The following is an 18,774-nucleotide window of genomic DNA, read 5'->3' as shown; positions in this document are numbered from 1 at the left end:
CGTGGGTGGCGGTGGGTGGCGTGGAGGACGGTGGGCGGGCGAGGTCGGCGGCAGGTGGACGAGGTCGGTGACGGGCGCTCCGGGTGGCTGTGGGGCGGTGGACGGCTCGGGGGCTTCGGGCAACTGTGGGGCGGCGGACGGCTCCGGGCCGGTGGTCGCCCCGGGGCGCCCGGGGCTCGGGCGGGGCCGCGGGTCAGGTGCGGAGCGTCCCGGCGGCGGTGCGTCCGCCCTGGAGGGCTATCGCCTCCCGGTAGCGCTCGGCGGTGCCGATGGCCGCCTGCCGCCAGGTGAAGCGGGCCAGCACCCGTTCCCGGCCGGCCGCGCCGAGCCGGCGGCGCAGCGCCTCGTCGCCCAGGAGCCGGAGCAGCCCGCCCGCAAGCGCGTCGGCGTCACCCGGGGGCACCGCGAGGCAGGTCTCGCCATCGGGCCCGGCGACCTCGGGGATGGCACCGCCGGTGGTGGCCAGCAGCGGGGTGCCGGTGGCCATCGCTTCGGCGGCGGGCAGCGAGAAGCCCTCGTAGAGGGAGGGCACACAGGCGATCTGGGCGCCGCGGACCAGGTCGACGAGTTCGGCGTCGCTGATGCCCTTGACGAACTCGATGGCGCCGGCCAGTCCCAGCCGCTCGATGGCGGCGGCGACCGGCCCGTCGTCGGCCCGCTTGCCGACGACCACCAAGTGGGCTTCGGGGTTCTCGGTGCGCACCTTGGCGAGCGCCTCCACGAGGTGGATCAGCCCCTTGAGGGGGACGTCCGCGCTGGAGGTGGTGACGATCCGGCCCGGCACCTCGGGGACGGAGGCGTCCGGCGAGAAGAGGTCGGTGTCGGCGCCGATGTGCACGACGTGGATGCGGTCGGAACGGACCCCGAGGTCGTCGATGATCTCCGTGCGGGAGGAGCCGGAGACGGTCAGCACCGACGGCAGCCGGCGGGCGACCCGCTTCTGCATCCGGGTGAAGCCGTACCAGCGGCGGACCGAGAAGCGGCGCTTCCAGTCGCCGGCGGCCGCCAGGTCGAGCCGCCGGTCGACGGTGATGGGGTGGTGGATGGTGGTGACCAGCGGGGCGCCGAGCGCGCCGGGGCCGCCGAGCAGGCCGTAGCCGAGGGTCTGGTTGTCGTGCACCACGTCGAAGTCGCCGCGGTGGGCGGCGAGATGACGGCGGGCGCGCAGTGAGAACGTCAGCGGCTCGGGGAAGCCGCCGGTCCACATCGTGCCGACCTCCAACGCGTCGATCCAGTCGCGGTACTCGCCGCGCCCCGGGGTCCGGAACGGGTCCGGCTGACGGTAGAGGTCCAGGCTGGGCAGTTCGGTGAGGGTCACTCCCTCGTCGACGACGGGGTAGGGCTGGGCGCCGATGACCTCGACGGTGTGGCCGAGCCGGGCCAGTTCGCGCGAAAGATGGCGCACATAGACGCCCTGTCCGCCGCAGAACGGGTTTCCCTTATACGTGAGCATCGCGATGCGCAGGGGCTGCTCGCCGTGCGGCGGGGCGGAGGCGGAGGAGGCCTCTGCGGGGCGAGGCGCGGCTGCCTGGACGGCCTCTGCGGTCACGCTCGGCCCCCTTCTCACTGGACTTTCGCCGGAGCGTAACCGCTGGCGGTAATCTAGAACAAGTTTCAGTACCGCTGGGCTACTGATCAGTTCACCGAGCGTCGAATCTACCGGCCAGGGCAGCGACGAAAAGAGCCGCACCAGGTGATTCGCGCCACCACCCGCCCCCCTGCCATGCTGTGGCGGTCACACCACCGGCACTCACCGCATCGCGGACGGAATGCCACGGAATGGGAAATATGACTACGGAATCCAAGGCGTCCAAGGCAGCCAAGCCGGCGCTTCCCGCGAGTCCTCCCCTGACCGAGCGTCAGGAGGCCCGGCGCCGCCGCATCCTGCACACCAGCGCCAAGCTGGCGTCCCGTGGCGGTTTCGACGCCGTGCAGATGCGCGAGGTCGCCGAGTCCTCGGGCGTCGCGCTCGGCACCCTCTACCGCTACTTCCCCTCCAAGGTGCACCTGCTGGTCGCCACCATGCAGGACCAGCTCCAGCACATGCACGAGACGCTGCGCAAGCGCCCGCCGTCGGAGCAGGATCCGGGCGCGCGGGTCGCCCAGACCCTGATGCGGGCCTTCCGCGCACTCCAGCGCGAGCCGCACCTGGCGGATGCGATGGTGCGCGCCCTGACCTTCGCCGACCGCTCCGTCAGCCCCGAGGTCGACACCGTCTCGCGACTGACCACGGCGATCATCCTGGACGCCATGGGCCTGGACGGCCCGCCCACCCCCGAACAGCTCTCCGCGGTCCGCGTCATCGAGCACACCTGGCACTCGGCCCTGATCACCTGGCTCTCCGGCCGCGCCTCGATCGCCCAGGTGAAGATAGACATCGAGACGGTGTGCCGGCTGATCGATGTGACGGCCCCGGGCGGGGAGTGAGCCAACGGGCGGGGTGTGGGCTAACGGGCGGTGAGCGAACCACCGGGCGGGCGTGGGGCACCGGGCGGCGAGCGGGCCACCGGGCGGGCCGGCAGCCGGGCCCGGGGCCCGACGCCGCTCACTCCTCCGGTGGGAACACCGCCTCACCGCTGCCCGCGAGGGTGACGAGGATCGCCTCCACGGGGCACCCCTCGGCCGCCGCCAGGACGTCCTCGTCGGCCTCCGACTCCGCGGCCACGGGGTGCGACTGCCGGGCCGTGTCCAGCCGGAAGCCGTCCGGCGCCACCCCCACGCACATCCCCGACCCGATGCACACGCTGCGGTCCACCTCCACCCGCCAGCGGTCCGCCATCAGGCACCCGCCGGCAGGTGGATCATCTTGTGCTCCAGGTACTCGCCGAAGCCCTCGGGCCCGAACTCCCGGCCGATGCCGGAGTTCTTGTAGCCGCCGAACGGCCCGAGCATGTCGATGCTGAAGGTGTTCACCGAGTACGTCCCGGTGCGCACCCGCCGGGCGAGGTCGACGCCGTGGTCGACGTCGGCCGTCCACACCGACCCGGAGAGCCCGTAGTCGGAGTCGTTGGCGATCCGCACCGCCTCCGCCTCGTCCCCGTACGGCAGCAGGCAGATGACCGGGCCGAAGATCTCCTCGCGGGCGATCCGCATCCCGTTGTCGACCTCGCCGAAGAGGGTCGGTTCGACGTACCAGCCGGTGGTCAGCTCCTTGGGCCGGCCGCCGCCGGTGAGGACCTTGGCGCCCTCCCGCTGCCCGAGCGCGATGTAGTCGAGCGAGCGCTGCTGTTGACGGCGGGCGACCAGCGGACCGACCTCGGTGGCCGGGTCCAGCGGGTCGCCGACGGTGAGCGCGGCGGCGGCCGCGGTGAACCGTTCGGCGATCTCGTCGTACCGGCTGCGCGGCGCGAGGATCCGAGTCTGGGCCACACAGGCCTGGCCGTTGATCATCCAGGCGAACGGCACGATCCCGGCCACCGCCGCGTCCAGATCCGCATCCGGAAGGATCACTGCCGCGGACTTGCCGCCGAGTTCGAGGGTGACCCGGGACAGGTTGCGCGCCGCGACCTCCATCACCCGCTTGCCCGCGGCCACCGAGCCGGTGAAGGACACCTTGTCCACGCCCGGGTGCCCGACCAGGTACTCGCTGACCTCGCGGTCCGCCGGCAGGATCGACAGCACGCCCTCCGGCAGCCCGGCCTCGCCGGCGATCTCGGCGAGCAGGTACGCGTCCAGCGGCGTCTCCGGCGACACCTTCAGCACCACCGAACAGCCGGCCAGCAGCGCCGGCGCGAGCTTGGCGGCGGCAGTGAACTGCGGGACGTTCCACGGCACCACGGCCGCGACCACCCCGACCGGCTCCCGCCGCACGAGGATCGGCCCCAGTACCCCGTCCCGCCGCTCCTCGAAGGCGAAGCCCCGGGCCACCGTGAGGGCCGCGTCCCACGCCAGGACGGCGGCCAGCGACTGCACCATGACGCCCGAGGTGTACGGGGTGCCGTTCTCGGAGCTGATGACCCGGGCGAACTCCTCGCTGCGCGCCGCCAAGGCGTCCTTGATCCGGGTCACCACCGCGATCCGGTCCGCCAACGGGGCGTTCGCCCACACCCCGGACGTGAAGGACGTACGGGCCGCCGCCACCGCACGGTCGACGTCGGCCCGCGAGGCATGCGGGACGCGGCCGATGACCTGCTCGGTGTGCGGTGAGACGACCTCGATCGTGTCCTTGCCGGCCGGATCGACCAACCCCCCGCCTATGTAGAGCTTTCCGTGCTCCACGAACTCGCTCATCACGGTCGCCTCCCGTCAGTTCCTGACGCCACATCAGAACTGATATCAGTTCTAGTTGGAGGAGTCCACGGTGCGTAGCCACCACCAACCCCGCCGCCGGGAGGTCGACTTCAGGTGGGCGGACGGGGCGACGGGGACGGATGGGGGCGGGAGGCGTGGGCACCTTGGGGGGAGCACCCCGGAGGGGCACCCGGGCGCCACTTCCGGCCAGCTTGAAACTCGTTCTAGTTATAGTGAAGGCGTGTCCGCAGAGGTGCACACCGACGCGCGTCCGGCAGCTGCCCATCGGGCGCCCCGCAGCGAGAGGGGACGGGGATGACCACGCAGGTGATCGACCACCGCGGCGGAGTGTGGAGCATCGCCGTCCCCATACCGGACAACCCGCTCGGCCACACCCTCGTCCACCTCCTGGAGACCGACCGGGGGCCGGTGCTCATCGACACCGGCTGGGACGACCCGGACTCCTGGGACGCCTTGGTCGCCGGCGTCGCGGCCTGCGGCTTCGCCGTCACCGACCTCCACGGTGTCCTGATCACCCATCACCACCCCGACCACCACGGCCTCTCCGCGAAGGTGCGGGAGACGTCCGGGGCCTGGATCGCGATGCACGCCGCGGATACCGCGGTGGTGCGCCGCACCCGGGAGGCGGAGCCGGGCCGGTGGCGGGACTATCTGCTCGCCAAGCTTGCGGCGGCGGGCGCGCCGGACGACCATCTGGCGCCGCTGCGCACGGCGCGCGCCCAGGGGAGCGGCAGGAAACCGCCCGGCCGGCGGGCCGCGCTCCCGGACCGCGGGATCGAGCCGGGAGCGCTGCTGGACCTGCCGGGGCGGCGGGTACGCGCCATCTGGACGCCGGGGCACACACCGGGGCATGTCTGCCTCCACCTGGAGGAGGAGCACCCCGGACGGGCGGGGAACCCGGTCGGGCGGACAGCCAACCGGGGTGGGACGCCGGCGAATTCGGGGGCGGCGCCCGCGAATGCGGGCGAGCGGACAGGAAACCCGGGCGGGACGTCGGGGAGTTCGGGTAGCGGGACGTCGGGGAGTTCGAGTGGCGGGCCGTCGGGGCGGGCGCCGCACGGTTTCGGCCGGCTGTTCTCCGGCGACCATCTGCTGCCCGGTATCACCCCGCACATCGGCCTGTACGAGGCCCCGGACGACCATGGGGGTCCCCCCTGCTCGAACGGAGGTGAGAGCTTGGGGGACGGCACCGACCCGCTGGGCGACTACCTCGACTCCCTCGAACGCATCGGACGGCTCGCCCCCGCCGAGGTACTGCCGGCCCACCAACATGCGTTCACCGATGCCCAGGGGCGGGTGCGCGAGCTCCTCGCCCACCACGAAGAGCGGCTCTCCGGACTGCGGGCACTGCTCTGCGAGCCCCGCACCCCCTGGCAGCTCGCCGTCGCCATGGAGTGGAACCGCCCGTGGGAACAGATCCCGTACGGCTCCCGCACCATCGCGGTATCGGAGGCCGAGGCGCATCTGCGGCGCCTGGTGAAGCTGGGACAGGTGGAGCGGGTGCCGGGCTCCGACCCGGCGACGTACCAGGCGGTGTGAGCCCCGCGCGGGCGCCGGCACACAGGCGCCGACACCGGCACCGGCACCGGCACCGGCACCGGCACCGGCAGCACGAGGTGGCCCGGCCCCCGCCACCGTCACCGCCGCCCGACCCCGCCCGACCCCGCCAGTGCCCCGCCAGTGCCCCGCCAGTGCCCCGCCGATGGACCGAGGGACGGCCCCCTGTCGCCTCCGTCACAGCCCGCCATCCCCGTCCCGTACAGGCGGGCGAGGGCCGTCCGGGTGCCGGTTAAGGTGTGCGGGACAACTTCATCCGTGCCCGATCGGGGGAAGCCGGTGGAAATCCGGCGCTGACCCGCAACCGTGAGGACGGCCGTCCGCGCACCGCGCGCCGGCCGTACGAGCCGGAGCACCCGAGGGGCAACGACCAAGGCTCGCGCCACCGGAACCGCCGTCCGCACGGACGCTCCCGGTGCGCGGCACCGTCGAGGTATACGGAGCCGAGCCCGGTGCCGCCGCGCCCGATCACCGATCGGAGTGCGCCGGTCGGCCGAGTGCGGCTGCGTACCGCCGGCGCGACCCGCCCAGACCCGAGAGGCACCGACCGATGGCCCGCACGTCTTCCATGGCTCCCTTGGCGCCCATGGCTCCCCAGGTCCCTTCGACGCACCGCGTCGCCTTCCTGGCGCGCCGCGCCGCCATGGCGGTGGTGGCCGCGACCGTGCTGGGTGCGGCCACCGCTCCCGCCGCCTCCGCGGCCGGGGCCGGTGCGCCCGCGGCACCGGCGGCACCGGCGGCCCCCAAGAAGCTGCCCGAGGGGCTGTACGGCACCAAGGACCCCCAGTACGACGGCGTCTGGCGGCAGTCGCTGGCGCTGCTCGCGCAGGACACGGTGGGCGTCAAGCCGGCGGCCCCGGCCGTCGAGTGGCTGGCCGGCCAGCAGTGCGCGGACGGGGCGTTCACCGCCTTCCGCGCCGAGCCGGGCACGGCGTGCAACGCCAAGACGATGCGGGACACCAACCAGACGGCCGCCGCGATACAGGCGCTGGCCGCGCTCGGTGGACACAGCGAGGCCGTACACAAGGCACTGAACTGGCTGAAGTCGGTACAGAACGACGACGGCGGCTGGAGCTCGATGCCCGGCTCCCCCAGCGACGCCAACTCCACCGCCGTGGTCATCGGCGCGTTCGTCGCGGCCGGTGAGCGGCCGGAGTCGAGCACGTCGAAGAAGGGCGGGAAGACCCCCTACGACGGGCTGCTCACCTTCCGGCTGGGCTGCGACGCGAAGGAGGGCGAGCGCGGCGCTTTCACCTTCCAGCTCAAGGGCAAGGCCCCGAACGCGGACGCCACGGCGGCCGCCACCACCGGCGCCCTGCGCAAGGGCTTCGTCGTCGCCCCGGCCGGCGGCGGTTCCGACCGCCCCGTCAAGCCGCTGAGCTGCAAGGAAGGCGAGGACTCCCGGGGCAGCAAGGAGGGCGTGGCCGGCCCCGCGGCGCGGGCCGCGGAGGGCGGCGCCGCCTACCTCGTCGCGCAGCTCGACAAGAACGGGCAGCACCTGCCCTCCGCGATGCCCGGCCAGGAGAAGCAGCCGGACGTCGGCAACACCGCGGACACCGTGGTGGCACTGGCGGCCGGAGGGCACCGCGCCGCCGCGCAGCGGCCGCTCGCCTGGCTGAAGAAGAACGCCTCGGCCTGGGCCAAGGAGAACGGTCCGGCCGCCTACGCCCAGCTGGTGCTCGCCGCACACGCCACCGGCGCCGACCCCCGGTCCTTCGGCGGCACCGACCTGGTGGCCGCGCTCAACGCCACCGGCCCCAAGCCGGCCGCGGTGGCCCCCGGCAAGGGTGCCCAGGACTCCAAGGACGCCAAGGGCTCCGAGGGCGGCTTCAAGCTCTGGTGGGTCATCGGCGTCGGGCTCGCCTTCGGTGCCGGCATCGGCTTCCTGCTGAGCGGCCGCCGGAAGAAGAACGCGCTCTGATGCGGCGGTTGCTCGTTTCCCTTCGCCTTCCCCTGCTCCGTTCCCGGCCCCGGCTCCCGCACCCGGCGGCCGCGGCGCGTGTGCGGTCCGCACCGCGGCGCTGTCGGCTGTCCGGGGCGCTGCTGGTGGCCGGTGCGGTGATGAGCCTGGCGACCGCCGGACCGGCCCAGGCGCAGGAGTACCGCTACTGGGCCTTCTGGGACGGTGCCGCGGGCGGCTCCTGGAAGTACGCCACCCAGGGGCCGGCCACCGTCCGCCCGGACGACGGCGCCGTCGCGGGCTTCCGCTTCACCGTGAGCGCCGACTCGGCGGCGGCCGGCAAGCCGCGCGCGGCGGCCGACTTCGCGGACATCTGCCGAGCCGCCCCCGCCAAGGAGGGGCGCAAGCGGATCGGCATCGTGATCGACTTCGGCACCGCGCGGGACGCGGCCGGCAGCGAACGGCCGCCGGAGGTGCGCACGGAGTGCGCCCAGGTGTCCGAGGACGCCTCGGCGGGCGACGCGCTGGCCGCGGTGGCCCGGCCGCTGCGCTACGACTCCAACGCGCTGCTGTGTGCCATCGCCGGCTACCCGAAGTCGGGGTGCGCGGAGCAGGTGAAGGATTCCGGCGGTGCGGAGGGTTCCGGTGCCTCGCGGGCGGCGGGGCGTCCGGGCGGGTCAGCCCGTGCCGACTCCTCGGCCGGTGACGACGGTGGGCCGTCCGCCGGGCTGCTGGGCGGTGCCGCGGTCGTGGCCGTACTGGGCGCGGCGGCCGTGTGGCAGGCCCGCCGCCGGCGCGGATGAGCGCCCCGCGGACCCCCCGGGCCCCGCGGTCGACCGAGGTTCCGCACACGCCCCGAGCGGCCCGGGCCCCGTACGGCCCCCGAGTCCCGGGAACGCCCCGGACACCGCGGGCAACAGCGGCAACAGCGGCAACACAAGCCTCGCGGGCAACCCGGTCCCCGCAGCCGCCCCGGGCTCCTCGGGCGACCCGGACCACCGCGCTGCACGCCGGTGCGTGGTGGCTGTGGGCGCTCGGCCTGGCCACCGCGGCCTCCCGCACCACCAACCCCCTACTGCTGGGGCTGCTGCTGGGCGTGGCCGGCTATGTCGTTGCGGCCCGCCGGACGGACGCTCCCTGGGCCCGCTCCTACGGTGCGTTCGTCAAGCTCGGCCTGGTGGTGATCGTCATCAGGCTGGTCTTCGCGTTCTTCCTCGGCTCCCCGATCCCCGGGAACCACACCCTCCTCACCCTGCCCGAAGTGCCGTTGCCGGACTGGGCGAAGGGCGTCCGGATCGGCGGCCGGGTCACCGCGGAGGGCATGGTCTTCGCGCTCTACGACGGGCTGAAGCTGGCCACCCTCCTCATCTGCCTCGGCGCCGCCAACGCCCTCGCCAGCCCCTCCCGGCTGCTGAAATCCCTGCCCGGCGCGCTGTACGAGGTGGGGGTGGCGGTCGTCGTCGCCATGACCTTCGCCCCCAACCTGGTCGCCGATGTCCAGCGGCTGCGCGCCGCACGCCGGCTGCGGGGTCGCCCGGACCGTGGGGTCACGGCGCTCCTCCAGGTCGGTCTGCCGGTGCTGGAGGGTGCCCTGGAGCGCTCGGTGGCGCTGGCCGCGGCCATGGACGCGCGTGGCTACGGCCGCAGTGCCGACGTACCGCCCGCCGTCCGGCACCTCACCTCCCTGCTCACCCTCGGCGGCCTGCTCGGTGTCTGCGCGGGCGTTTACGGCCTGCTCGGCGACTCCGGGTCCGGCTACGGCCTGCCGCTGCTGCTGGCCGGTCTGGCCGCCGCGCTCGGCGGGCTCCGGCTCGGCGGCCGGCGCTCGGTCCGCACCCGCTACCGCCCCGAACGCTGGGGAGTGCGCGCCCTGTTGGTGTCGGGTTCCGGCGTCGCCGTGGCGGCCCTGATGATCTGGGCCAACGCCTACGCCCCCACGGCCCTGCACCCGCCTGCCGTCCCGCTGACCGCCCCCGTCCTACCGCTCTGGCCCGCGGCGTCCCTGCTCGTCGGGCTGCTACCGGCCTTCGTGGCGCCGGTGCCCCAGGCACCCCGGGAACGAAGGGTCCGCGAGCGCGGCCCCCGAAGGGCTGCCCCGGGAACCGCAGCACCACAGCGAGGCCGGACCGGCGACGGTCCGCACCCCCCTCAGCAGTCGAAGGAGCCGCCCCAGTGATCCGGTTCGAGCAGGTCTCGGTCAGCTACGAGGACGGTGCGCCGCCCGTCGTGCAGGGGATCGACCTGACCGTCCCCGAGGGCGAACTGTGCCTGCTGGTCGGCCCTTCCGGCGTCGGCAAGTCCACCGTCCTCAACGCCGTGTGCGGTCTGGTCCCCCACTTCACCGGCGGCACCCTGCACGGCCGCGTCACCGTCGACGGCCGTGACACCCGCACCCACCAGCCCCGCGAACTCGCCGATGTCGTCGGCACCGTGGGCCAGGACCCGCTGGCGCACTTCGTCACCGACACCGTCGAGGACGAACTCGCCTACGGAATGGAGTCCCTCGGCCTCGCCCCCGAGGTGATGCGCCGCCGCGTCGAGGAGACCCTGGACCTGCTGGGCCTGGCCGAACTGCGCGACCGCGCCATCACCACGCTGTCGGGCGGTCAGCGGCAGCGGGTGGCGATCGGCTCGGTGCTCACCACCCACCCCAAGGTGCTGGTCCTCGACGAGCCGACCTCGGCGCTCGACCCGGCCGCCGCCGAAGAGGTGCTCTCGGTGTTGCAGCGCCTGGTCCATGACCTCGGCACCACCGTCCTGCTGGCCGAACACCGCCTTGAGCGCGTGGTCCAGTACGCCGACCAGGTCATCCTTCTCCCCGCTCCGGGCGCACCCCCGCTCATGGGCACCCCCTCCGACATCATGGCCCGCTCCCCCGTCCATCCCCCGGTGGTGGCGCTCGGGCGGCTGGCCGGGTGGTCTCCGCTCCCCCTCACGGTCCGCGACGCACGCCGGAAGGCCGCCCCGCTGCGGGAGCGCCTCACCGGCATCACTCCGCCGGAGCCCGGAGCACGGGCACAGACACCGGCACGGGCACCGGCACGGACGCGGCCGGCGGCGGGAACGGCCGGCGGCACCGAGGGTCCGGCCGCGGCGGACAGGAGGCGGATTGCCAGGGCACACAAGGGCGTTGGCCCCGGTAGCACCGCGCCGTCGCGGGATGCGCTGGCCGCGGAGGTCAGCGGGCTCGGTGTCCGGCGGGGGCGCATCGATGCGCTGTACCGGGTGGACCTGCACGTCCGGGCCGGGGAAACCGTCGCCCTGATGGGGCGCAACGGTGCCGGCAAATCCACGCTGCTCAGCACCCTCGTGGGGATGCATCAGCCGTCCTCAGGAACGGTACGGGTTGGCGGAGTCGCCCCGCACCGGACCGCGCCCCGCACCCTGCTGCAGCACGTCGGGCTGGTGCCGCAGGAACCCCGTGACCTCCTCTACGCCGATACCGTCGCCGCCGAGTGCGCCACGGCGGACCAGGACGCCGACGCCCCCGAGGGCACCTGCCGGGCCCTGGTGACCCAGTTGCTCCCCGATGTCCCGGACTCCGTCCACCCCCGTGATCTCTCCGAGGGCCAACGCCTCGCCCTGGCCCTGGCGGTCGTACTGACCGCACGTCCTCCGCTGCTCCTCCTCGACGAGCCCACCCGCGGCCTGGACTACGCCGCGAAGGCCCGTCTGATCGAGGTGCTGCACTCCCTGGCCGCCGAGGGCCACGCGATCGTCCTGGCCACCCATGACGTGGAACTCGCGGCCGAGCTGGCCCACCGTGTGGTGATCCTCGCCGACGGTGAGGTGGTCGCCGACGGCCCCACCGACGACATCGTCGTCTCCTCCCCCTCCTTCGCTCCGCAGGTCGCCAAGGTGCTGGCACCACTGCCCTGGCTGACTGTCCCGCAGGTGGCCCGCGCCCTGGAGGCCACCGGATGAGGACGCGCTCCCAGGCGGCCGGCCGCCGGACCCGCGCCGTCCGGCTCGGCCCACGGTCCGTCGTCGCGCTGGCCCTGGTCTCCGCCATCGGCGTGATGGCCTTCGGCTGGCCGCTGCTCGCCGACTCCACGTCTGGGCTGGCCCACTCCAAGGACGCGCCCTGGCTGTTCGCCGCGCTGCTGCCGATGCTGCTCGCCGTAGTGGTGGCGACCATCGCCGACAGCGGCCTGGAGGCGAAGGCCATTGCCATGCTCGGCGTACTGGCTGCCGCCGGGGCGGCGATGCGGCCGTTGGGTGCGGGCACGGCCGGTATCGAGCCGATGTTCTTTCTGATGGTGCTGTCGGGACGGGTGCTCGGCCCCGGCTTCGGCTTCGTGCTGGGTTCCGTGTCGATGTTCGCTTCGGCGCTGCTGACCGGTGGAGTCGGCCCGTGGATGCCCTTCCAGATGCTGACCATGGGCTGGGTGTCGATGGGCGCCGGTCTGCTGCCGGGGCCGGACCGGCTCCGCGGGCGCGGCGAACTGGCCCTGCTCGCCGGCTACGGCGCCGTCTCCGCGGTCCTCTACGGCCTGATCATGAACCTCCAGGGCTGGCCGTACATCGGCGGGATGGCCTCGGGGGTCTCCTTCGTACCGGGCGACCCGCTCGGCCAGAACCTCACCCGCTTCCTGACCTACTGCCTCGCCACCTCGCTGGGCTGGGACCTCCCCCGGGCCCTGGTCACCGTTCTCCTCACCTTCACTCTGGGCGGCACCATCCTCAAGGCCCTCCGACGCGCCACCCGCCGCGCCGCCTTTGACGTCCCGGTCTCCTTCGCCGCACCGGAGCCGCCGTCGAAGTCCGGGCCGGAGCCACGACCGGAGCCTGATCCGGAGCCGGACAGCAAGCCGGAACCGGACGCCGGGCCGGAGCCCGCCCCAGAGCCCGGGCCGGAGCCGGCGCCGGAGCCGGCCGGTGAGTCCGGGCAGGGAGGTGCCTCCCCTTCCACGGGGTGAGTGGCGCCGGTAGCCGCCCCTCCCCCCGCCTCCACTACAACCGCTGGATGATCGTCCCCGTCGCCAGCGCACCGCCCGCACACATCGTGATCAGGGCGAACTCCTTGTCCCTGCGTTCGAGTTCGTGCAGGGCGGTGGTGATCAGCCGCGCACCGGTGGCGCCGACCGGATGCCCCAGGGCAATGGCGCCGCCGTTCACGTTCACCTTCTCCAGGTCCTGTGCGAAGACCTGCGCCCAGGAGAGCACCACGGAGGCGAAGGCCTCGTTGATCTCGACCAGGTCGATGTCGTTGAGGGACATCCCGGCCTTGCCGAGGACGGCGCGGGTGGCGTCGATCGGGCCGTCCAAGTGGAAGTGCGGATCGGAGCCGACCAGCGCCTGGGCCACGATGCGGGCCCGCGGCTTGAGTTTGAGGGCCCGCGCCATCCGCTTGGACGCCCACATGACCGCGGCCGCACCGTCGGAGATCTGGGAGGAGTTGCCGGCCGTGTGGACGGCGGTCGGCATGACGGGCTTGAGCCCGCCCAGCGCCTCCATGTTCGTGTCGCGCAGCCCCTCGTCCCGGTCGACCAGCCGCCACATGCCCTGTCCGGCAGCCTGCTCCTCCTCGGTGGTGGGGACCTGAACGGCGAAGGTCTCCCGTTTGAAGCGCTCCTCGGCCCACGCCGCGCCCGCCCGCTCCTGCGAGATCAGACCCAGCGAGTCGACGTTCTCGCGGGTCAGCCCCCGTTTGCGGGCGATCCGTTCGGCCGCCTCGAACTGGTTGGGCAGGTCGACGTTCCACTCGTCGGGCCAGGGCTTGCCGGGCCCGTGCTTGGAGCCGCTGCCGAGCGGCACCCGGGACATCGCCTCCACGCCGCAGCCGATGCCGATGTCGATGACCCCGCCGGCGATCATGTTGGCGACCATGTGGTTGGCCTGCTGGGAGGAGCCGCACTGGCAGTCCACGGTGGTCGCCGCGGTCTCGTACGGCAGGCCCATCGCCAGCCAGGCGTTGCGTGCCGGGTTCATGGACTGCTCACCTGCATGGGTTACGGTTCCCCCAACGATCTGCTCGATGCAGTCCGGCTGGATGCCCGTACGGGCGAGGAGTTCCCGGTAGGTCTCACCCAGGAGGTAGGCGGGGTGGAGGTTGGCGAGCGCGCCCTGACGCTTGCCGATGGGGGTGCGTACTGCTTCGACGATGACGGGTTCCGCGGCCATGACTGACTCGTCCTCTCCTCGCGTCGCGGGCGTCCCGGCACCCACGGAAGAAGAACTAGTACGCGTTCTAGTTCTACAAACAGTCTTATGAGCCGCTCTCCGGGGCGCAAGGGGCATGCAAGCCCCGTCCACAACATCAGACGCCCCGCCCCTTGCCACTTCAGGGACTCATCACTACCTTCACCGCAAACCTATCTGATGCATCGTCAGAAAATGTCGGACGGAACCACGGCCCCAGGAGTCGCCGATGTCATGCCCAGCGCTGCCCGAGGGGTTCGACTTCACCGATCCCGACGTCTACCAGTCCCGCGTTCCGCTCCCCGAATTCGCGCGACTACGCCAGACCGCGCCCGTCTGGTGGAACGCCCAGCCCCACGGCATCGCCGGCTTCGGCGACGACGGCTACTGGGTCGTCACCCGTCACCGGGACGTCAAGGAGGTGTCCACCAGGCCGGACGTCTTCTCGGCAAGCCTGAACACCGCGATCATCCGCTTCAACGCGTCCATGACCCGCGAGCAGATCGACGTGCAGAAGCTGATCATGCTGAACATGGACCCGCCCGAGCACACCAGGGTCCGGCAGATCGTGCAGCGGGGCTTCACCCCGCGCTCCATCCGGGCGCTGGAGGACGCGCTGCGCCACCGGGCGAGGCAGATCGTCGACGCGGCCCGGGAGCGCGGCTCCGGGGACTTCGTCACCGACGTCGCCTGCGAACTCCCGCTCCAGGCGATCGCCGAACTCATCGGCATCCCCCAGGAGGACCGGGCCCGCATCTTCGACTGGTCGAACAAGATGGTCGCCTATGACGACCCCGAACTCGCCATCACCGAAGAGGTCGGCTCGAATGCGGCGATGGAGCTGATCTCGTACGCGATGAACCTCGCCGCGGCGCGCAAGGAATGCCCGGCCAAGGACATCGTCAGCCAGTTGGTGGCGGCCGAGCACGAAGGCAATCTCGGCTCCGACGAATTCGGCCTCTTCGTGCTGCTGTTGGCGGTGGCCGGAAACGAAACCACGCGGAATGCGATCACCCACGGGATGCACGCCTTCCTCACCCACCCCGACCAGTGGGAGCTGTTCAAACGCGAGCGCCCACAGACGGCGGCCGAGGAGATCGTGCGCTGGGCGACACCGGTGGTCTCTTTCCAGCGCACCGCCACTCAGGACACCGAACTGGGCGGCGCCCGGATCAAAAAGGGCCAGCGGGTGGGGATCTTCTACGCCTCCGCCAACCACGACCCGGAGGTCTTCGACCGCCCCGAGGTCTTCGACATCACCCGTGACCCCAATCCGCATCTGGGATTCGGTGGCGGCGGCCCGCACTTCTGCCTCGGGAAGTCCCTGGCCGTTCTGGAGATCAACCTGATCTTCCAGGCCATTGCCGACGCCATGCCCGACATCTCGCTCATCGGTGACCCCCGACGGCTGCGCTCGGCCTGGCTCAACGGGGTGAAGGAGCTTCAGGTCCAGTACGGCTGAGCAAGGCAGCGGGACGGCTGACCTGCGGTCGGGGCGGTGGTACGGCCGCAGGGCAACCAATCGCCGACCGCTGACCGCTGACGGCCGGCCGGCGGCCGATGGCTGACGGCTCACGGGCCTGCGGCGTACGGGCAACACCCCGCAGCGCGCATATGCGGTGGCCGGTGGACGGCAAAGACCACCGGCCACCGTGTTATGTCCGAAAAAGGCGTGTCGCTCAACCTTGCCAGTCGTCATGGGCAGACTTACATTCAACTCGCCAGTAACACACGGCAGGCAATACCGCACGGCATTCCCTTGCGCCCGGCATACAGCAACTCAGCTGTGCCCGCACGCACGACAAGCACGGCCGCACGGCATTCCGCCGCTTGCGGACGGCTCGGCGCGGCGTGAACCGGAATCGTGGTGCCCCGGGGCACCTCCTCACCGGCCCACGCCTCCCCGCCTCTTCAGCACCTCCCTTACGCATTCCCTCCCACTTTGTTTCGACAGCGCCCCCCACGCTCTTCGAAAGGGACCCACACCATGAAGGACACCCAAGGCAGACCCGTCACGGGACGCATCAGCTGGCGGAAGTTCGCCGTGCTGTCCGTTCCGGCCCTCGCCGGCACCGCGGCCCTCGGCATCGCCCTGGCCAACGGCGCACTCGCGGCGTCATTCGCCGTATCGGGACAGCAGTTCAAGGTTTCCGCGGACAGTCTCACGGGCGAGGGGTTCGCCCAGTACGGCAGCGTGGACACCAACGCCAGAGGGGATCTGCTGCCGGTGGCCGTCACCGCGATCAAGACGGCCAAAATGAACAATCTCTGTCAGTCGGTGGTCACGCACCTGCCGGTCATCGGCGATATCTCGCTCAACCTCCATGCGGGGACGGGCAGCAGGCCCGTTGAGGCATCCAATCTCTTCGTGGACGCCACCCAGCTCTCCGGCAATGCGTCCTTCCACAACATCGAGATCGGCCGGGACGCCTCCACCCTGGACAAGGGACCGGCCAGTGCCCAGGGGATGCAGGACCTCTTCGCCCAGCAGGCCGACGATGTCCGCATCAGCGCGCTGCGGCAGACCGCCTGGGCCACCAATGCGGGCACCTTCACGCTGTCCGGGCTGAGCATGAAGATCTCCAAGGGCGCCAAGGAATGCTTCTGAGGTGGCGGCGCTGGAGGAGGGGACGGCCCTTCTGGGGCGGACTGGCGACCGTCCTCGCCGGCGCCGAGATCTGCGCCATCCCTCTGGCACCGCTGAAGGTCATGCTGCAACAGGGCATCGCCGGCATCCCCTCGGTGCTGATGGGGCTGGTGATGATCGTGATGGGGCTCTCGGCGTGGTTCGCGCCGCACTACCGGGGCATCGCGGGCGTACTGACCGTCCTGTGTGCCGCGGCCGCACTGGTGATGTCCAATCTCGGTGGCTTTCTCGTCGGCACGGTCATCGGGATTCTCGGCGGCTCGATGGTCTTCGCCTGGCAGCCGGTGGCCGGTGAGCGGGAGCAACCCGGCAGCGAGCGCCCCGCACCGACCCCATGAGCCGGTGAGCCCATGAGCCGGCGTACGCAGCGAGCCGGCGTCGGCAGAAGCAGTGAGTCACGTCCGTAACCACCCCCCTCTGGAAGGACGTTCAGGAGATGGCGAAGACTCTGCACGGCGCGCCCCGGAGACGCGCCTTGTCCGTGGTCGGCATCGGGATCGTCCCGCTGCTCGGGCTGACTGTCGGGGCGGCGGGTACCGCCGCGGCGCAGCCCGTCGGGACAGCGACCGCTCCCGCCTCCACCACCATGACCCCGGCGGCACCCGCCTCCACCACGGTGACCCCCGCCGGTCACGGCTTCACCGCCGCCCTCAGCGGCAAGGCCACCTTCACCGCCGGCTCGGTGACCGTGACCTGCACGGTCTCGACCTCCAGCGGGCAGGTACCGGCGGCCCCCGGCAACCACAACGCGGCCGGCCCGGTGGGCAGTTCCATCACCCCGGCCACGTACCGCTCGTGCACGACGAGCATGCCCGGCGTCAGCGCCGCGGTCAGCACGACCGGCGCCTGGAGTGTGGCCATCCAGAACGGGACACCGGTGACCGCCGGGCTGAGCATCCCCTCCGGCGGGTTCGTCCTCAAGACCAGCGGGTTGGCGTCCTGCACGGTGACCGCCGCCCCCAGCACAGCGGCCACCGTGAACGGCACCTGGAGCAACGGCGCGCCCGCCACTCTCACCTTCACCCATGCCGCGGTACCCGTGAAGGTGACGGGCGGTTTCGGCTGCCCCACCAGTGCGACCAGCTCGACGTTCAACGCCACCTACAAGGTCAGCGACACCACCGACCCCGCGTCCCAGATCGCCGTCGCGGGCTGAGCGGGGCCGGTCCACGTCCTTCGCTCAGCGCGCGACCAGACTGCCTGCCGCCAGCGTGACCAGCGCCGTCATGGCCACCGTGCCGCTGAGGAACCCGGCGATCAGCCGTCGCCGAAGGACCCGGTAGACGCCCTCGTATTCGGTCCGCAGGGTGGCGCTGCGGACCGCAATGCGCTCCAGGTAGGCACGCGAGGCGGTGCGCTGGTCGTCGCAGTAGCGCGACTCCACCTCCCGCCGCTGGCTGTCGGTGAGCCAGGGCAGACCGGCGCAGAAGGCGTCCGCACGGGCGCGTGCCCGGTCCTTCTCCGCTTCCCAGAGCAGATATCCCTCGATCTCGTTGATGGCCTCGTCCATGGACGTTTCCAGCCCCGGAGTTTCCAGATTGCCCTCGCTCTGGCGCATCTCCTCGTTGCCACCCATGGCCCTCACCCACCTGTCCGCGTAGCTCGGCCGGTTTCCGTACGACGGTGATTCATGCGCGGGTACCGACTTCGGTGCCGCGCGCCTCTCGGCCGTCCGCCATGGCCTCGATCTCTCCGGTGATCTCCGGGTGGTGCAGGTCGAACGCCGGGGATTCGGAGCGAATGCGCGGCAGGGTGTGGAAGTTGTGCCGCGGCGGGGGGCAGGAGGTCGCCCACTCCAGCGAACGGCCGTAGCCCCAGGGGTCATCGACCTCGACCTGCTTGCCGTATTTGGCGGTCTTCCAGACGTTGTAGAGGAACGGCAGCAGGGAGAGTCCGAGGAGGAAGGAGAAGATGGTGGAGACGGTGTTCAGGGCGGTGAAGCCGTCGGCGACCAGATAGTCGGGGATGCGGCGCAGCATCCCCTGCGCACCGAGCCAGTGCTGGACGAGGAAGGTGCCGTGGAAGCCGAGGAACATGGTCCAGAAGGTGATCTTGCCGAGGCGCTCGTCCAGCATCTTGCCGGTGAACTTCGGCCACCAGAAGTGGAAGCCGGCGAACATCGCGAAGACGACCGTGCCGAACACCACGTAGTGGAAGTGCGCCACCACGAAGTACGAGTCCGAGACGTGGAAGTCCATCGGCGGCGAGGCCAGGATGACACCGGTCAGACCACCGAAGGTGAAGGTGATCAGGAAGCCGATCGTCCACAGCATCGGCG

General features: G+C 72.0%; 17 protein-coding genes and 1 riboswitch. Of the genes, 11 read left to right on the top strand and 6 right to left on the bottom strand.

What is annotated here, in order from left to right:
- Positions 1-193: 193 nt before the first annotated feature.
- A complete protein-coding gene (locus tag AB0G84_RS32565; protein WP_361328973.1) occupies positions 194-1,549 on the bottom strand; it encodes a glycosyltransferase family 4 protein in 1,356 nt (451 codons plus the stop codon).
- A 239-nt stretch (positions 1,550-1,788) separates the two neighbouring features.
- Between AB0G84_RS32565 and AB0G84_RS32560 the strand changes: the two genes are divergently transcribed.
- Positions 1,789-2,427 (top strand): TetR family transcriptional regulator, encoded by a 639-nt coding sequence (locus AB0G84_RS32560; RefSeq protein WP_361328970.1) that lies wholly within the window; start codon positions 1,789-1,791, stop codon positions 2,425-2,427.
- Positions 2,428-2,545: 118 nt separating this feature from the next.
- On the opposite strand, the gene AB0G84_RS32555 is transcribed toward AB0G84_RS32560, so the two are convergent.
- Both AB0G84_RS32555 and AB0G84_RS32550 read right to left on the bottom strand, forming a co-directional pair.
- Positions 2,546-2,779 (bottom strand): ferredoxin, encoded by a 234-nt coding sequence (locus AB0G84_RS32555; RefSeq protein ID WP_361328967.1) that lies wholly within the window; start codon positions 2,777-2,779, stop codon positions 2,546-2,548.
- Positions 2,779-4,230, bottom strand: coding sequence for an aldehyde dehydrogenase (locus AB0G84_RS32550; RefSeq protein ID WP_361328964.1), 1,452 nt, complete (start codon positions 4,228-4,230; stop codon positions 2,779-2,781). The genes AB0G84_RS32555 and AB0G84_RS32550 overlap by 1 nt, the downstream gene beginning before the upstream one ends.
- 315 nt (positions 4,231-4,545) lie before the next feature.
- On the opposite strand from AB0G84_RS32550, the gene AB0G84_RS32545 reads away from it, so the two are divergent.
- The 6 genes from AB0G84_RS32545 to AB0G84_RS32520 all read left to right on the top strand — a co-directional run bounded on the left by AB0G84_RS32545 (position 4,546) and on the right by AB0G84_RS32520 (position 12,627).
- Positions 4,546-5,790, top strand: a complete 1,245-nt coding sequence (locus AB0G84_RS32545) for an MBL fold metallo-hydrolase (protein ID WP_361328961.1) — start codon at positions 4,546-4,548, stop codon at positions 5,788-5,790.
- A 250-nt stretch (positions 5,791-6,040) separates the two neighbouring features.
- Positions 6,041-6,187, top strand: a riboswitch (cobalamin riboswitch).
- A gap of 207 nt (positions 6,188-6,394) precedes the next feature.
- Positions 6,395-7,729 (top strand): prenyltransferase/squalene oxidase repeat-containing protein, encoded by a 1,335-nt coding sequence (locus AB0G84_RS32540; RefSeq protein ID WP_361328958.1) that lies wholly within the window; start codon positions 6,395-6,397, stop codon positions 7,727-7,729.
- Between the two features lie 140 nt (positions 7,730-7,869).
- Positions 7,870-8,511: an SCO2322 family protein gene (locus AB0G84_RS32535; protein ID WP_361328955.1), complete on the top strand. Its 642-nt coding sequence runs from the start codon at positions 7,870-7,872 to the stop codon at positions 8,509-8,511.
- Complete coding sequence (locus AB0G84_RS32530; protein WP_361328952.1) at positions 8,508-9,884, top strand: CbiQ family ECF transporter T component; 1,377 nt, start codon at positions 8,508-8,510, stop codon at positions 9,882-9,884. Before AB0G84_RS32535 ends, AB0G84_RS32530 begins: the two co-directional genes overlap by 4 nt.
- Positions 9,881-11,632 (top strand): ATP-binding cassette domain-containing protein, encoded by a 1,752-nt coding sequence (locus AB0G84_RS32525; protein WP_361328949.1) that lies wholly within the window; start codon positions 9,881-9,883, stop codon positions 11,630-11,632. The genes AB0G84_RS32530 and AB0G84_RS32525 overlap by 4 nt, the downstream gene beginning before the upstream one ends.
- Positions 11,629-12,627, top strand: a complete 999-nt coding sequence (locus tag AB0G84_RS32520) for an ECF transporter S component (RefSeq protein WP_361328946.1) — start codon at positions 11,629-11,631, stop codon at positions 12,625-12,627. The genes AB0G84_RS32525 and AB0G84_RS32520 overlap by 4 nt, the downstream gene beginning before the upstream one ends.
- A 34-nt stretch (positions 12,628-12,661) precedes the next feature.
- Here the strand turns inward: AB0G84_RS32520 and AB0G84_RS32515 are convergent, their stop codons facing one another.
- Positions 12,662-13,831: a steroid 3-ketoacyl-CoA thiolase gene (locus AB0G84_RS32515; RefSeq protein ID WP_361328944.1), complete on the bottom strand. Its 1,170-nt coding sequence runs from the start codon at positions 13,829-13,831 to the stop codon at positions 12,662-12,664.
- A gap of 247 nt (positions 13,832-14,078) precedes the next feature.
- On the opposite strand from AB0G84_RS32515, the gene AB0G84_RS32510 reads away from it, so the two are divergent.
- The 4 genes from AB0G84_RS32510 to AB0G84_RS32495 all read left to right on the top strand — a co-directional run bounded on the left by AB0G84_RS32510 (position 14,079) and on the right by AB0G84_RS32495 (position 17,652).
- Positions 14,079-15,311, top strand: a complete 1,233-nt coding sequence (locus AB0G84_RS32510) for a cytochrome P450 (RefSeq protein WP_361328941.1) — start codon at positions 14,079-14,081, stop codon at positions 15,309-15,311.
- 525 nt (positions 15,312-15,836) lie between these two features.
- Positions 15,837-16,457 (top strand): DUF6230 family protein, encoded by a 621-nt coding sequence (locus tag AB0G84_RS32505; RefSeq protein WP_361328938.1) that lies wholly within the window; start codon positions 15,837-15,839, stop codon positions 16,455-16,457.
- Entirely contained in the window at positions 16,448-16,834 is a 387-nt protein-coding gene (locus AB0G84_RS32500; protein WP_361328935.1) for a DUF6114 domain-containing protein, read from the top strand. The genes AB0G84_RS32505 and AB0G84_RS32500 overlap by 10 nt, the downstream gene beginning before the upstream one ends.
- Before the next feature lie 98 nt (positions 16,835-16,932).
- Positions 16,933-17,652: a hypothetical protein gene (locus AB0G84_RS32495; protein WP_361328932.1), complete on the top strand. Its 720-nt coding sequence runs from the start codon at positions 16,933-16,935 to the stop codon at positions 17,650-17,652.
- Positions 17,653-17,676: 24 nt separating this feature from the next.
- Here the strand turns inward: AB0G84_RS32495 and AB0G84_RS32490 are convergent, their stop codons facing one another.
- A complete protein-coding gene (locus tag AB0G84_RS32490) occupies positions 17,677-18,072 on the bottom strand; it encodes a hypothetical protein (RefSeq protein ID WP_361328929.1) in 396 nt (131 codons plus the stop codon).
- 52 nt (positions 18,073-18,124) lie between these two features.
- Positions 18,125-18,774 (bottom strand): cbb3-type cytochrome c oxidase subunit I (locus AB0G84_RS32485; RefSeq protein ID WP_361328926.1); only part of this gene is annotated, 650 nt, incomplete at its 5' end.

The organism is Streptomyces sp. NPDC020742, from assembly GCF_040641675.1.
Classification (GTDB): Bacteria; Actinomycetota; Actinomycetes; order Streptomycetales; family Streptomycetaceae; genus Streptomyces.
The sequence above is the reverse complement of the archived record's forward strand: the minus strand, read 5'-3'. Positions and strand labels throughout refer to the sequence as shown.

What these genes read in the sequence shown, in the direction of transcription:
- AB0G84_RS32560 (WP_361328970.1), top strand. Translation starts at nt 1,789, where the DNA reads ATGACTACGGAATCCAAGGCGTCCAAGGCAGCCAAGCCGGCGCTTCCC.
- AB0G84_RS32555 (WP_361328967.1), bottom strand. Translation starts at nt 2,779, where the DNA reads ATGGCGGACCGCTGGCGGGTGGAGGTGGACCGCAGCGTGTGCATCGGG.
- AB0G84_RS32550 (WP_361328964.1), bottom strand. Translation starts at nt 4,230, where the DNA reads ATGAGCGAGTTCGTGGAGCACGGAAAGCTCTACATAGGCGGGGGGTTG.
- AB0G84_RS32545 (WP_361328961.1), top strand. Translation starts at nt 4,546, where the DNA reads ATGACCACGCAGGTGATCGACCACCGCGGCGGAGTGTGGAGCATCGCC.
- AB0G84_RS32540 (WP_361328958.1), top strand. Translation starts at nt 6,395, where the DNA reads ATGGCTCCCCAGGTCCCTTCGACGCACCGCGTCGCCTTCCTGGCGCGC.
- AB0G84_RS32535 (WP_361328955.1), top strand. Translation starts at nt 7,870, where the DNA reads ATGAGCCTGGCGACCGCCGGACCGGCCCAGGCGCAGGAGTACCGCTAC.
- AB0G84_RS32530 (WP_361328952.1), top strand. Translation starts at nt 8,508, where the DNA reads ATGAGCGCCCCGCGGACCCCCCGGGCCCCGCGGTCGACCGAGGTTCCG.
- AB0G84_RS32520 (WP_361328946.1), top strand. Translation starts at nt 11,629, where the DNA reads ATGAGGACGCGCTCCCAGGCGGCCGGCCGCCGGACCCGCGCCGTCCGG.
- AB0G84_RS32515 (WP_361328944.1), bottom strand. Translation starts at nt 13,831, where the DNA reads ATGGCCGCGGAACCCGTCATCGTCGAAGCAGTACGCACCCCCATCGGC.
- AB0G84_RS32510 (WP_361328941.1), top strand. Translation starts at nt 14,079, where the DNA reads ATGTCATGCCCAGCGCTGCCCGAGGGGTTCGACTTCACCGATCCCGAC.
- AB0G84_RS32505 (WP_361328938.1), top strand. Translation starts at nt 15,837, where the DNA reads ATGAAGGACACCCAAGGCAGACCCGTCACGGGACGCATCAGCTGGCGG.
- AB0G84_RS32500 (WP_361328935.1), top strand. Translation starts at nt 16,448, where the DNA reads ATGCTTCTGAGGTGGCGGCGCTGGAGGAGGGGACGGCCCTTCTGGGGC.
- AB0G84_RS32495 (WP_361328932.1), top strand. Translation starts at nt 16,933, where the DNA reads ATGGCGAAGACTCTGCACGGCGCGCCCCGGAGACGCGCCTTGTCCGTG.
- AB0G84_RS32490 (WP_361328929.1), bottom strand. Translation starts at nt 18,072, where the DNA reads ATGGGTGGCAACGAGGAGATGCGCCAGAGCGAGGGCAATCTGGAAACT.